Raw genomic sequence first — 13,698 nt, forward strand, 5'->3', positions numbered from 1 at the left:
AAACGGGTTCTGGCGGGCGTGACTTCCACGCCAGAACCCCATCGCGTTCGTCTAGTGCGCGCCACCACCACCGCCACCGGCGGTAAAGGGCGGACGGGCAAACCAGATCAGCACCAACAGCACCAGAAAGACGCCCGCCGACGCCCAAAAAATCTCGTTGGCGGAAATGATCAATCCCTGATTGGTGATCTGCTGAGCGATGTACGCTGAGGCCTGCTGATGCGTCATGCCCATCCCCTCAAGCTGACTGTACATCTGCTGCGCATTAACGTTATAAGGCGTCACCGATTCGCTGAGATTACTGTGGTGCATTGCCTCACGATCCGTCCACATCGTGGTGGTGATCGACGTCCCTATCGAACCCGCCAGCGTACGCACGAAGTTCGACAAACTGGATGCCGCCGCCATCCGGTCGGGTGTCAAACCCGACAGCGTAATTGTGGTAAGTGGCATAAAGAAGCAGGCGACCGCGAAGCCCTGAATAAACTGTGGCCAGGCCGACGCGCCAAAGTCCATGCCCGGTTCAAACGTGTAAGCGCGCCAGTAGAAACAAATGGCATACATGATGAAACTGAAGGTGACCAGTTTCCGCATATCAAGCTTATGGGAGAACCGACCAATGATGGGCGACAGGATAACCGGGATAATCCCGACCGGCGCTGAGGCCAGCCCTGCCCAGGTCGCGGTATAACCGTAGACCTCCTGCAGCAACTGCGGCAAGAGAACGATCGATCCAAAATAGAGCATGTAGGCAAGGCTAATGGATAAGCAGCCTATGGTGAAGTTGCGCGATTTAAACAGCGACAGATCGACTATCGGGTGATCGTCTGTCAGCTCCCAAATCAATAGCATCACCAGCGCCAGCACCGCGACAATCGTCAGCACAATAATTTCTGTTGAGCTAAACCAGTCCAGCTCTTTACCGCGATCCAGCATCACCTGCAACGAGCCAACCCCGACAACCAGCAGCACCAGGCCAACGGTATCAATGGGGCGGATCTGGGTAGCGGTTTCACGACCACGCAGGGTTTGCAGCGTGAGCATGATGACCACAACACCAATCGGCACGTTGATAAAGAAGATCCAGCCCCAGTGATAGTTATCACTGATCCAGCCGCCGAGAATGGGGCCACATATGGGGGCCACAATCACCGTCATCGCCCAGAGTGACAGGGCGATACTGCGTTTTGCGGGCGGATAATTATTCAGCAGCAGGCTTTGCGACAGCGGGATCAGCGGACCTGCAACGATCCCCTGAATTATCCTGAAGAAAATCAGCATTTCCAGGCTTTCGGACATGCCGCAGGCCCAGGAAGCCAGCGCAAACAGGATGGTCGACCAGGTAAAGAGTTTGACTTCACCGATGCGTTTGGCCAGCCAACCCGTTATCGGAATCGAGATGGCGTTTGCCACCCCGAAAGACGTGATGACCCAGGTCCCCTGGGAGTTTGAGGCCCCCAGATTACCCGCAATGGTCGGTATAGCAACGTTCGCAATGGTGGAATCCAGAACCTGCATGAACGTCGCCAGGGAGAGCGCAATGGTCATTAAGACCAACGGCATCCCTTTAAGCGGTGCTTGTGCCATTACAGCCTCCGGGTGATCATCCGGCGTTCGCGTGGACGATATCGGTAATCAGCTTATCAACCGGTGCAAGGTCAATGGCCAGGGCGTTGCTGCTGTAGGCAGCCTGCTGACGAACGCTGGTAGCCAGTGCGCTGCCGTCTTTATTATCGGTATCAATTTCTACCAATGTTGACAGCCCGATACGCAGAGGATGTTTAGCCACTTCGTCCTGATTCAACTCAATACGGACCGGCAGACGTTGAACCACTTTGATCCAGTTACCGGTGGCGTTTTGCGCCGGCAGCAGGGAGAACGCGCTTCCGGTTCCCATGTCCAGACCGACAACTTTACCGTGGTAAACCACATCGTCACCGTAGATGTCCGCCACAACGGTTGCCGGTTGGCCGATACGCACGCCAGCCAGTTGGGTCTCTTTGAAGTTGGCGTCTACCCACAAGTCGGTTGCAGGCACCACCGCCATCAGCGGCGTACTGGTATTGATTTGCGAGCCAACCTGCACGCTGCGGCGCGAGACATAGCCATCCATTGGGCTGCGAATGTCAGTACGTTGCAGTGCCAGCCAGGCATCACGCAGCTGTGCCGCACTCTGCTTCACGGCAGGCTGGTTTTCCAGAGAGGTATTCAGGATCATCGCCTGGTTCGCGTTATACTGCTGAACCGCCACATCCAGCTCCGCTTTCGCTGAAGCCACGGCATCGCGTGCATGTTGCAGCTCTTCACGCCCAATCAGGTTAGAGGCGCCCAGCGGCTCGCGGCGTTTCAGATCGGCCTGCGCCTGATCTAACGCGGTCTGACGGAGCGCAATGGTGGCCTGATACTGTTTCGCGTTGATCATCTCCTGATGTACCTGGCGCACGCTGGTCGCCAGCCCGGTCTGGGCTTTTTCAAACGCCTGCTGTGCGTCGGTTTTATCCAGCGATACCAGCACATCCCCTTTTTTGACAAAATCGGTATCATCAAACCAGACTTTATTGACGCTGCCTGAGACCTGGGCCATCACCTGCACCTGGTTACCGGCAACGTAAGCATCGTCCGTTTCCTGATAGTGGCGTAGCACCAGGTACCAGTAAACGCCCCACGCAATGCCAAGCAGTACGACGACCAGCGCCAGTAATAGCAGCGCGCCTTTGCGCTTTTTCTTCTTGTTATTTACTGGCTGATGCGGGCTTTGCGCCTCTGATGCACTCATTTATTTCTCCACGTTTTCCACTTAATCGGCGGGTTAAACTCCGTTTTCACCATCGCCCGAGCCAAAAAAGCCAGCGACTAAGCGCTGGCCGGATAAAAGAGGGTTAAAATAACGATTTCGTCAGGTGATTGTGTCGCAGATCTTGCTATTACCGCGACAGGGAAGCAGTTAGTTTATCTTCTTCCATCTTATCCAGACGGGTAAGCAGCTTGCGGGTGATGTTTTCCAACTGTGACTTCTCATCACCGGTCAGTGAAGACCACAGGTATTGCAGGCTCTGATGTTGAGGCGGCAGCACCTGCTGCAGAAATGCATTGCCTTTGTCGGTCAGATGCAGATGCAGACAACGGCGATCCTGCGCGCTTTCACGACGTTCAATCCAGCCCCGTTTTTCCAGCTCATCGGCAATGCGCGTGGCATTAGTCCGTGAGGAACCCAGGGCGGTGCTCAGCTCAGAAGGCTGAATGCTCTGGTCTTCCTGCGCATCCAGCGTCAGTAACGCCATAAACAGGGTTTCATTAATACCCTGTTCTTTAAGCATTTTGTTGCGATTGTCCAGCAATTTACCCTGCATATGCATGCAAAGGCGCGTCAGGAGAATTTCCTGGAAGGGGAAATCCGTGTGACGATTGGCACGGATATTTAACATTTGCTCAATGGGCGTAAACGAACTTTCCATTAGAAAAAACCTCACTAATTTCAACTTTTATAATCACCACGGTGGCAGCGTCATTGCTGAGTATTCTGGCCTTAACAGGTCATCCTCAGGCTGTCGCACTGTGGTAGTTCAAGATCTGTCCTTGACCCCAGGGTAAAGGTTTTGCGCATCGATTTCATACGCGTTGGTCGTACAGTGAAACGGTACGACATCAAATGATTGCAAAAGAAAAAATAACTGGCGTGAATAACTTTGGGCCAACGATAGCAAACTCACACTCCGCTGAACAGGCTAAATCACACTATTCTGGCTATTCGTTTGTTCCAGGCGATGATTCCGCCACCAGATCAGTAAATTCAGGCAAGTCAGTGTCGCACCGGCCGCGCAGACGCCATACCAGCCCGCGAAATGGTAGGCATTGGCCGACAGCAATGAGCCTAGCGCACCGCCAATAAAGTAGCTGGTCATATAACCGGCATTCAGTCGATTTCGTGCCTCAGGCTGGCGTGCGTATATCACGCTTTGATTGGTGATGTGCACGGCCTGAACCGCCAGATCCAGCACTAAGATGCCGACAATCAGCGCCACAAGCTGCTGCGCGCCCCAGGCAATGGCCGCCCAGGACAGCAACATCAGCAGCAAGCCTGCGCTGGTAGTGAGTTTGGCATGACCTCTGTCCGCCAGCGAGCCAGCTTTTCTGGCTGCCAGTGCCCCGGCGGCGCCGACCAGTCCCAGTAACCCGATTTCTCCTTCCGAGAAACCGTAAGGCGTGGCAGAGAGCAGAAATGCCATTGATGTCCACAGGATGCTGAAATTCGCAAAGGTAAGACAGCCGGTAACGGAACGGGTGCGCAGCACAGGATCGGCGGCATACAGCCGAAATAAGGAAATCAGCAATTGCGGATAATTCAATGAAACAGAAGGTGTGATGCGCGGCAGCGTGCGCCATAGCGCAATCGCCATCAGCAGCATAAATACGCTGGCGACCCAGTATACGGTTTGCCAGCCACCTAACTGCGCCAGCCCGCCCGCAACGGTTCGCGCCAGCAGGATGCCCAGCAGCAAGCCGCTCATGACCGTGCCGGTAACGTTGCCCCGCTTTTCCGGCTCTGCCAGCGTCGCGGCCAGCGGCACCAGAATCTGGGCCGCCACCGAAAAGAGTCCGGTGATCACCGTGCCTAACAGCAGAAAGGGAAATGAGGAGGAGAGAGCAATGATCACCATGCCCGCCGCCGCCAGCACCATCATGCCCACTATCAGGCCGCGCCGTTCCAGCATATCGCCAAGCGGGACCAGCAACAGTAGCCCACAGGCATAGCCAAGCTGTGCGCTGGTCACAATGAACCCCGCGAGCGCCACCGACAGGTCAAAGTGTTGGGCAATGGTATGAAGCAGTGGCTGAATATAATAATTGCTGGCAACACAGAGGCCAGTGGCAACGGACATCAGTCCCACCAGTGCAGACGTTAAACCAGGGCGAGATGTTGTCATAGGGAGGCAGAGGTAAATATTAATAAAGTGGCGTTAATAATAACCTAAAAAATTATTTGAGAGCTATGTTTATGTCATGCGCCTGTTAATCAGTCATAACGGAAAAAGGGCAGACAGGTGTCCGCCCTTCGTCTGCCTGTCGAGCCTTACTGAGTCGCGGCGCGCGCGTCGTTAATCCACTTATCAAACTGGGCCTGATGGCCCTTGATCCAACCGTCTACGTGGCGATTGATATCCTCTTCAGAATTTTGCCCTGCGTGCATGGCGGCATTTTCCGCATTGATATCACCAATCGGCAGTGTCATCTCAGCAAACAGTTTCGCGGCGGCGGGATTTTTTTCCGCCCAGGCTTTGTTGGCTACTATGTGCATCGTGTTGACCGGGAAGCCATAGTTCGCGCCGTTAGCCAGTTTGGTATCCACGCCTTTCTGTTCGCCCGGCAATGAAGAGAATGGCACCTGCAGCCAGACCACGTCGCGGCCCGGTTTAAGCACATCACTCAGCCAGTAAGGCGTCCAGGTGTAGTAAAGGACAGGTTTTCCCTGTTTAAAGCGCGCCAGAGTATCCGCGATCATCGCCGAATAGTTGCCCATGTTGGCGGTGACGGTGTTGCTCAGGCCATAAGCTGTGTTTTGGTGGTTAATGACCGCCTCGCAGCCCCAGCCAGGCGTACAGCCGGTCATATCCGCTTTGCCATCGCCATTGCTGTCGAAAAGCCTGGCAATCTTGGGATCTTTCAACTGGGCGATATTGGTGATGTGATACTTTTCAGCCGTTTTTTTATCGATGAGATAGCCCTGAGCCGCGCCGGAAACATAGGTTCCCTCGCGATAAAACGCCTGGCTCCCGCCTGCGGCTTTATACATATCGTCATGCAGTGGCCGCCAGTTGGTTGCCAGGAAGGTCGCATCACCCGAGGCGATGGTGGTATAGGCGACGTTGTAATCCACTTCGCTCGGTTTCTCAACGGTATAGCCCAGCTTCTCCAGGCCCCGGCTCACGAGCAGCGTCTGAAAAGTCTCTTCGGCAATCGTACTTTGTACCGGTTTCACCGTGATGCCTTTACCCGGCAGATCGGCCGCGAAAGCGTGAGAAGCAGAGAAAGTGGCCAGAATGGCAACGGCAGCAGGGAGCGTCTTGCGCATGATTATTCCTTGTTTTTATTGTCGCGATAACGGCGGCAGCTGACTGCCGCGCTCAAGATTCAGGATTGACGGAAAGGACGCGTCAGCAGGCCAATGGGGCCGGTGTGATACCAGTGGCGACGGCCACGGCTGCGTTTGTCACGCGCCACCGACTGCGTCAGGCGGTCAAGGATAATGGCCAGAATCACGATGCCGACGCCGCCCACGGAGGCCAGGCCCATGTCCAGACGACCAATGCCGCGCAGCACCATCTGGCCCAGTCCACCCACGGCAATCATGGAGGCAATCACCACCATCGACAGGGCGAGCATCAGCGTCTGATTCACACCCGCCATGATGGTGGGCATGGCCAGCGGCAGCTGAACCTTAAACAGCAGCTGGCGCGGACTGGCGCCAAAGGACTCACTGGCTTCGATCAGGTCGGCAGGAACCTGTTTAATTCCCAGGATGGTCAGCCTGACAATGGGCGGCAGGGCAAAAATGATGGTGACGACGACGCCCGGGACATTCCCGATACCAAACAGCATGACAATCGGCACCAGGTAAACGAAGGCCGGTGTGGTCTGCATGGCGTCCAGCAGCGGACGCACAATACGTGCCGCACGTTCACTGCGCGCCAGCCAGATGCCCATAGGCAGGCCAATGATGATGCAAAACAGCAGGGCGGTGAGCACCAGCGCCAGCGTAATCATCGCCTGCGACCAGGCACCAATGGCGCCAATGGCGATCAGTGAAATCAGCGTGGCAATGCCCATTGCCGGACTGGCGATTTGCCAGGCGATTAACGCAAACAGCGCGATAGCCACCGGCGCGGGCATGCCCAGCAGCAGCTGTTGAAACGCGCTGAGGATATAATCCACCGGTACGCGAATGCTTTGAAAGACCGGACGGAAATGATTCACGACCCAGTCGATCCCTTCGGTGACCCAGTGATCCAGCGGAATCCAGGTTTTATGGAACGGATCCATAATAGTGAAATGGTCCGCCTGGGGGGCAGGCGCGTTGTTCAACCAGTCTGTGCTGCTGCTGGAGCCTGTCGCGGCACTGCCATCTGGCGTGCCCCACGCATCTGCACCGCCGGTGGCGGCATGATGGCCGCTGTCGGCGGCACCGCTCTGATCTGCGGCACCTGACCAGGGATCGCTCGCCGGGGCGCTCTGCGTATCGGTGGTCGTGGGGTTACCCCATGGGGTTGCTGTGTCTTTACTCATTGCTGGCTCCTTCACGATCTAAAGCACGTAGCAGCGTGCTTTTCGATATCACACCGACGTATTGATTTTCTTCTCCGACCACCGGAACGGCACAGGGAGCCTGCGCCACGTGTGAGAGCAGTTCATTTAACGAGGTCGTGGCAGGAACCGCCGCTGGCGCGTCGAGCAGGGCGCTTTCCAGCCCTTGCCCTGCCGCCAGGGCCGCCTTGAGAGAGTCGGTTGACACTACGCCGATGAATTTCTGTTTCTCCAGCACGTAACCGTAATCACGATCTTCTTCCTGCAGCAGTTGTATGGCCGAGCGCGGGCCTAATCCGGTCGCTTTGCGAATGAGCGCGCCAGCATTTCGGCGTGCAATATCGTTAGCGCTAAAGACGTGACTGATATCGACGCCGCGGAAGAACGTGCGGACATAATCATTGGCGGGATTATTCAGGATTTCATCGGGTGAGCCGACCTGAATGACTTCGCCATTTTGCATAATGGCAATACGATCGCCAATGCGCATGGCTTCGTCCAGGTCGTGTGAAATAAATACGATAGTGCGCTGATGTCTGGCCTGTAATTTCACCAGCTCATCCTGCATTTCGGTACGAATTAAGGGATCGAGTGCAGAAAAGGCTTCATCCATTAATAAAATATCGGGATTAATGGCTAAAGCGCGTGCCAGACCTACACGCTGACGCATGCCGCCTGATAGCTCATCAGGATAGGCGTGGGCGTAATTCTCCAGCCCAACCTGACGTAATGCCTCAAGGGCTTTTTCCTGACGTTCTGCTAAGGGGATGCCGGCTAATTCCATGCCAAAAGCGGCATTATTTACAACGTCAAGATGCGGCATTAAGGCGAATGACTGAAATACCATGCTGATCTTATTTCGGCGAACCTCACGCAGTTCGCTGTCCGATATTTTTGCAATATCGACACCGTCAATAATCACCTGGCCGCGCGTCGGCTCTATCAGACGATTGAGAAGGCGAACCATGGTGGATTTCCCTGAACCGGATAACCCCATGATGACGAAGATCTCGCCTTCTTCAATGGCCAGACTGGCATTTTTGACACCGAGCGATAAGCCTGTTTTTTCGAGGATTTCCTCTTTACCACAACCCTTATCAATATATTTAAATGCCCTCTGTGGATTATCACCAAATACCTTATAAAGATTTTTTACTTCTAATTTTATTGTCATCCGTAATTAATGCCTTGATTAAATTATTTTAATGTAAAATGACGTACCCTGGTTCAATTTAAGCAGGCTATAACCTGACATACTCAGATTATCTGTCAACCCTGGTGTAAAATATTCATGGCTGGAAATCATGCCTTATCGCGATAATTTCCAGTCATCACAAGGGATGCGGGGAGATGAATTTTTTATGATTTATTTTGAAAAACGACAGTAATTAGACCGTGCAGCGCTGAGATATTGGCAGAATGACGAGCGGTAGGGAGGGAATGAATGAGAAATAATGACGCTGATTTAAGGGAAATAACAGCTTATTAATCAGCGCCAGTAATCATGACCGCCTGTGACCTGTTATGACGGTACAGACAACCTTAGAAACTCCAGTCTTCGTCTTCGGTTTCGACCGCTTTGCCCATCACGTATGAGGAGCCCGAACCCGAAAAGAAGTCGTGATTTTCATCCGCGTTTGGGGATAACGCCGACAGAATTGCCGGGTTAACCTGAGTTAATTCTGCCGGGAACAGCGCTTCATAGCCAAGATTCATCAAGGCCTTGTTGGCGTTGTAGTGCAGGAAGGTTTTCACTTCTTCCGCCCAGCCGACATCGCCATAGAGCGCTTCTGTATAAACAACCTCGTTTTCATACAGCGCCAGCAGCAGATCGATGGCGAACTGCTGCAATGCTTCGCGGCGGCCTTCATCAACCTGCTCAAGGGCTTTTTGGTACTTGTAGCCAATATAGTAGCCGTGAACGGCCTCATCGCGGATGATGAGCCGAATCAGATCGGCGGTATTGGTCAGTTTGCCACGGCTTGACCAGTACATCGGCAGCCAGAATCCTGAATAGAACAGGAACGACTCCAGAAAGACGCTGGCGATTTTTTTCTTTAACGGATCGTCAGCGCGGTAATGAGTAAGAATGATCTCGGCTTTATTTTGCAGCGCCTGATTCTCTTCGCTCCACTGATAAGCGGCATCCACATCGCTGGTATGACACAACGTCGAAAAAATCGAGCTGTATGAGCGGGCATGTACCGCCTCCATAAAGCTGATATTCGACAAGACGGCCTCCTCATGCGGCGTCAGCGCATCGGGCATTAAGCCCGGCGCACCCAGCACGTTCTGGATGGTGTCCAGCAGCGTCAGGCCGGTGAATACGCGGATGGTCAACTGCTGATGCTGTTTATCCAGCGTCTGCCAGGCCGGCAGATCGTTGGACAAAGGGACTTTTTCCGGCAACCAGAAGTTGCTGGTCAGACGGTTCCAGACTTCAAGATCTTTCTCATCCTGAATACGGTTCCAGTTAATGGCTTGAATTTGTCTGAGTTGCATAATGGGTTCTCACAGTGCGCAGGAGACGCAGCCCTGAATTTCAGTGCCTTGCAGGGCCATCTGGCGCAGTCGAATGTAGTAAAGCGTTTTAATCCCTTTCTTCCAGGCGTAAATCTGCGCTTTATTAATGTCGCGCGTGGTCACGTCATCCCGGAAAAACAGGGTTAATGACAGGCCCTGATCCACATGTCGGGTCGCCTCTGCGTAGGTATCAATAATGGCTTCCGGCCCAATCTGGTAAGCGTCCTGATAGAGTTCCAGATTGTCGTTGGTCATGAAGGGAGCCGGATAGTAAACGCGACCGGTTTTGCCCTCTTTGCGGATCTCTATTCGCGACACAATCGGATGAATACTGGACGTGGCGTGGTTGATATAGGAGATCGATCCGGTAGGCGGTATCGCCTGCAGGTTTTGATTATACAGCCCCGAGGCCATCACCGATTCACGCAGTGCCAGCCAGTCGTTGTGACAGGGCAAGCTGATGCCCGCATCGGCAAACAGGGCGGCGATGCGGGCGGTTCGCGGCTGCCAGTCGCTTTGCAGATATTTGTCAAAATACGCGCCGGTGGCATAGGTTGAGGCGCTAAAACCGTCGAAAGTCTGCTGGCGCTCTTTTGCCAGCTGATTCGAGGCACGCAGGGCATAATAAGTCACACAGTAAAAATAGAGATTGGTGAAATCCAGCGCCTCGGGTGATCCGTAAGCAATGCCTTCACGGGCCAGGTAACCATGCAGGTTCATCTGACCCAGACCGATAGCATGCGAGCGGCGATTGCCTTCCGCAACGGAGGGAACCGAGCCAATGTCACTCATATCTGACACCGCAGTCAGCGCCCGAATTGCCGTTTCCACCGTGTGGGCCAGATCGCCAGAATCCATCGCATGGGCGATATTCAGCGAGCCAAGGTTACAGGAGATATCTTTGCCCATGCGGCGGTAGCTGAGATCCTCGTTGAATTCGCTGGCGCTGTTCACCTGCAAAATCTCTGAGCAGAGGTTGCTCATATTGATGCGACCGGCAATCGGGTTGTCCCGGTTTACGCTGTCCTCATACATGATGTAGGGATAGCCTGATTCGAACTGGATTTCCGCCAGCGTCTGAAAGAAATCGCGCGGCTGAATATAGGTTTTACGGATTCTGTCGTCCGCCAGCATCTCCGCGTATTTCTCGCTGATGCTAATATCGCCAAACGCCTGACCGTAGATTCTTTCAACATCGTAGGGCGAGAACAGCGCCATCGGCAGATTCTCTTTGGCAAGCTGGAAGGTGATATCCGGAATGACCACGCCCAGCGACAGCGTTTTAATGCGGATTTTTTCATCGGCGTTTTCGCGCTTGGTATCCAGGAAGCGCAAAATATCCGGATGGTGAGCATTCAGCCAGACTGCGCCGGCTCCCTGACGCGCGCCGAGCTGGTTAGCATAAGAAAACGCATCCTCCAGCATTTTCATCACCGGAATAACGCCGGAAGACTGGTTTTCAATGCGCTTGATCGGCGCGCCGGACTCACGCAGGTTCGACAGCAGAAACGCTACGCCGCCGCCGCGTTTTGACAGCTGGAGCGCAGAGTTCACGGCCCGGCCAATCGACTCCATGTTGTCTTCAATGCGCAGCAGGAAGCAGGAAACCAGTTCGCCGCGCTGTTGCTTGCCGCTGTTCAGAAACGTCGGCGTGGCGGGCTGAAAACGCCCACTCAGGATGGCTTCCAGCACCGAGCGCGCCAGGGTTTCATCGCCCTGTGCCAGCGTCAGCGCCACCATACAGGCACGCTGCTCGAAGGTTTCCAGGTAACGCTTGCCATCAAAACTTTTCAGGGTGTAGCTGGTGTAGTACTTCCACGCACCCAAAAAGGTCTTGAACGCAAAGCCCCATGCATCGGCTTCGTCGTGCAGTCCGCAGACAAAGTTAAAATCATACTGATTAAGTACGGAAGCTTCGTAGTAGCCTTCGGCGACCAGATAGCGCAGGCGCTCGGCGATGCTGGTAAAGTGCTGGGTGTTGGGCTGCACGTGCTGAATAACAAACTGACGTTCGGCCTGCTGATCCTTGTCAAACTGGATACGGCCGTCAGCGTCATACAGGTTCAGCATGGCGTTCAGCGCATGGTAATCCAGCGCTACGTCGTTGAGGGTATCTGTCGTTGCCAAAATTGGGTTACTCCCGCTTTCACATTGGCGATATCGTCGGGGGTTCCCATCAGTTCAAACCGATACAGGTAGGGAACCTGACATTTCTTAGCAATGATGTCGCCAGCCAGGCAGTAACCTTCGCCAAAATTACGGTTACCGGCGGCGATAACGCCGCGTAAGCCGTTGCGGTTGGCGTCATCATTGAGAAACTGAATAACCTGTCTGGGCACCGCACCGCGGTGGCTGCCGCCGCCATAGCTGGGCACGACCAGAATATAGGGCTGGTCAATGTGCAGCTGTTGCTTCGCGTCAATCGGTATGCGGCACGCGGGCAGGCCCAGACGGAGAATAAACCGATGGGTGTTTTCCGACTGGCTGGAAAAATAGACCAGTGGAAACATGCGGCTATCCGCCCATCGCCACGGACTGAGACAGGCCAGCTATCTTGTCAGGGCGGAACCCACTCCAGTGATCGTCACGCGTCATGACGACCGGTACCTGGCGGTAACCCAAGGCCTTGAGGTTATCGATGGCCTCCGGTTGCGTATCCAGGTTGATGAGGTGGTAGTCGATGCCCTGACGATCCAGTGCATTTTTCGTGGCATTACACTGGACACAGTTGTTTTTAGTGTAAATAATAATGCGCATGATTCGTATTCCTCTTTCATTGCGGTGCCGCTGCGGATAACGAAGTTTTTTTCCATGAATCAGGCTTCGTCCTTGCAAACATCTTGTGGTGTGACAATGAAATGAATACTAGATGTAGCGTTAATTGCGGTCAAGCGTACTATATATGGGGTTAATGGCCCCGGATGCGGCAAGCCAGTGGCGACGCGCCCTGCCACGCGAAAAAATATTTTGTAAAGCCAGTTGCGCAAAAAACAGGCATAAAAAAACCCCGCTCATTGAGCGAGGCTGATGATAACGGCAGGGCAGGGACTAGCGGCGGGACACTAACAGCGCGCCCAGCACAATCCCGACCGCAGCGCCGATGCCGACACCGTACCAGGGTTTATCATGCACATAGGCATCAACCTGATAGCCGGCGTCGCGGGCGGCCTGCGAAACACGATTACCGCCACCGTTTAATTTCGCACGGGTTTGCTTCAGCAGCGCTTCCGCCTGGCTGCGGGCTGAATTAACCTCATCCTTCGCTTCGCTGCCGTAAGATTTCAGCAACGCTTCAAGTGAATCAGCCAGCTCGTTCACATCCTGATTGATATCAATGTCATCGTTTTTTTGCGTTCGATTAAACATTTTTGGCTCCCTTGTCATTAACACGTAATACTCAGTGTAGACCACGTTTGACTTAACGAGGCGCGGGATGGCCCTTTAGGGAAAATTCCGAATGCCCGTGCAGCCACGCTGATGTAAGGTTGCGTGGCTTTTGAAGAGGAGAGGATCAAGCATGTATTTACGACCAGATGAGGTAGCGCGCGTACTGGAAAAAGTAGGCTTTGAAGTCGATGAGATTACACCACGCGCTTATGGCTACCGTCGTGGCGACAACTATGTTTATGTTAACCGCGAAGCGCGTATGGGGCGCACGGCGCTGATCATTCACCCAACGTTGAAAGAAAAAAGTCAGCCTTTTGCCGAACCGGCGTCAGAAATGAAAACCTGTGATCACTACACGCAGTTCCCTCTCTACCTGGCGGGTGATTCGCAGGAACATTATGGTATTCCACACGGTTTCAGTTCCCGCATGGCGCTTGAACGCTATATACAGAGCGTGTTCGGCTAGCGCATCCCGCCCCGTTAACGCGG

At 54.0% G+C, this 13,698-nt stretch carries 13 protein-coding genes; 1 reads left to right on the plus strand and 12 read right to left on the minus strand.

Going from position 1 to position 13,698, the window contains the following annotated elements:
* Positions 1-51: 51 nt before the first annotated feature.
* The 12 genes from emrB to QLG08_RS15385 form a co-directional block, all read right to left on the minus strand.
* Entirely contained in the window at positions 52-1,587 is a 1,536-nt protein-coding gene (gene emrB, locus QLG08_RS15330) for a multidrug efflux MFS transporter permease subunit EmrB (protein WP_013026871.1), read from the minus strand.
* Positions 1,588-1,603: 16 nt separating this feature from the next.
* Positions 1,604-2,776 (minus strand): multidrug efflux MFS transporter periplasmic adaptor subunit EmrA, encoded by a 1,173-nt coding sequence (gene emrA, locus QLG08_RS15335; protein ID WP_013026870.1) that lies wholly within the window; start codon positions 2,774-2,776, stop codon positions 1,604-1,606.
* A gap of 148 nt (positions 2,777-2,924) precedes the next feature.
* The gene (mprA, locus tag QLG08_RS15340; RefSeq protein ID WP_014594402.1) at positions 2,925-3,455 is read right to left on the minus strand and encodes a transcriptional repressor MprA; all 531 of its coding nucleotides are present in this window, start codon (positions 3,453-3,455) and stop codon (positions 2,925-2,927) included.
* Positions 3,456-3,725: 270 nt separating this feature from the next.
* The gene (locus QLG08_RS15345) at positions 3,726-4,925 is read right to left on the minus strand and encodes an MFS transporter (protein WP_064352243.1); all 1,200 of its coding nucleotides are present in this window, start codon (positions 4,923-4,925) and stop codon (positions 3,726-3,728) included.
* Between the two features lie 146 nt (positions 4,926-5,071).
* Complete coding sequence (proX, locus tag QLG08_RS15350; protein ID WP_013026867.1) at positions 5,072-6,070, minus strand: glycine betaine/L-proline ABC transporter substrate-binding protein ProX; 999 nt, start codon at positions 6,068-6,070, stop codon at positions 5,072-5,074.
* A gap of 59 nt (positions 6,071-6,129) precedes the next feature.
* Positions 6,130-7,281: a glycine betaine/L-proline ABC transporter permease ProW gene (gene proW / locus QLG08_RS15355; RefSeq protein WP_029569080.1), complete on the minus strand. Its 1,152-nt coding sequence runs from the start codon at positions 7,279-7,281 to the stop codon at positions 6,130-6,132.
* Positions 7,274-8,473 carry a glycine betaine/L-proline ABC transporter ATP-binding protein ProV gene (proV, locus tag QLG08_RS15360; protein ID WP_019106308.1) on the minus strand — a complete coding sequence of 400 codons (1,200 nt, stop codon included), beginning with the start codon at positions 8,471-8,473 and terminating at the stop codon, positions 7,274-7,276. The genes proW and proV overlap by 8 nt, the downstream gene beginning before the upstream one ends.
* A 368-nt stretch (positions 8,474-8,841) precedes the next feature.
* A complete protein-coding gene (gene nrdF / locus QLG08_RS15365) occupies positions 8,842-9,801 on the minus strand; it encodes a class 1b ribonucleoside-diphosphate reductase subunit beta (protein WP_014605198.1) in 960 nt (319 codons plus the stop codon).
* Positions 9,802-9,810: 9 nt separating this feature from the next.
* Entirely contained in the window at positions 9,811-11,949 is a 2,139-nt protein-coding gene (gene nrdE, locus QLG08_RS15370; protein ID WP_282472983.1) for a class 1b ribonucleoside-diphosphate reductase subunit alpha, read from the minus strand.
* Entirely contained in the window at positions 11,919-12,332 is a 414-nt protein-coding gene (gene nrdI / locus QLG08_RS15375; protein ID WP_013026862.1) for a class Ib ribonucleoside-diphosphate reductase assembly flavoprotein NrdI, read from the minus strand. Before nrdI ends, nrdE begins: the two co-directional genes overlap by 31 nt.
* Before the next feature lie 4 nt (positions 12,333-12,336).
* A complete protein-coding gene (locus tag QLG08_RS15380; protein ID WP_014605200.1) occupies positions 12,337-12,579 on the minus strand; it encodes a redoxin NrdH in 243 nt (80 codons plus the stop codon).
* A 291-nt stretch (positions 12,580-12,870) separates the two neighbouring features.
* The gene (locus QLG08_RS15385; RefSeq protein WP_014605201.1) at positions 12,871-13,188 is read right to left on the minus strand and encodes a DUF883 family protein; all 318 of its coding nucleotides are present in this window, start codon (positions 13,186-13,188) and stop codon (positions 12,871-12,873) included.
* A gap of 151 nt (positions 13,189-13,339) precedes the next feature.
* Between QLG08_RS15385 and QLG08_RS15390 the strand changes: the two genes are divergently transcribed.
* Entirely contained in the window at positions 13,340-13,675 is a 336-nt protein-coding gene (locus QLG08_RS15390; protein ID WP_014605202.1) for a DUF2002 family protein, read from the plus strand.
* The last annotated feature ends 23 nt before the right edge of the window (positions 13,676-13,698 follow it).

Origin of the sequence: Pantoea sp. V106_11 (assembly GCF_029967885.1) — a bacterium.
GTDB classification, from domain to species: domain Bacteria; phylum Pseudomonadota; class Gammaproteobacteria; order Enterobacterales; family Enterobacteriaceae; genus Pantoea; species Pantoea ananatis.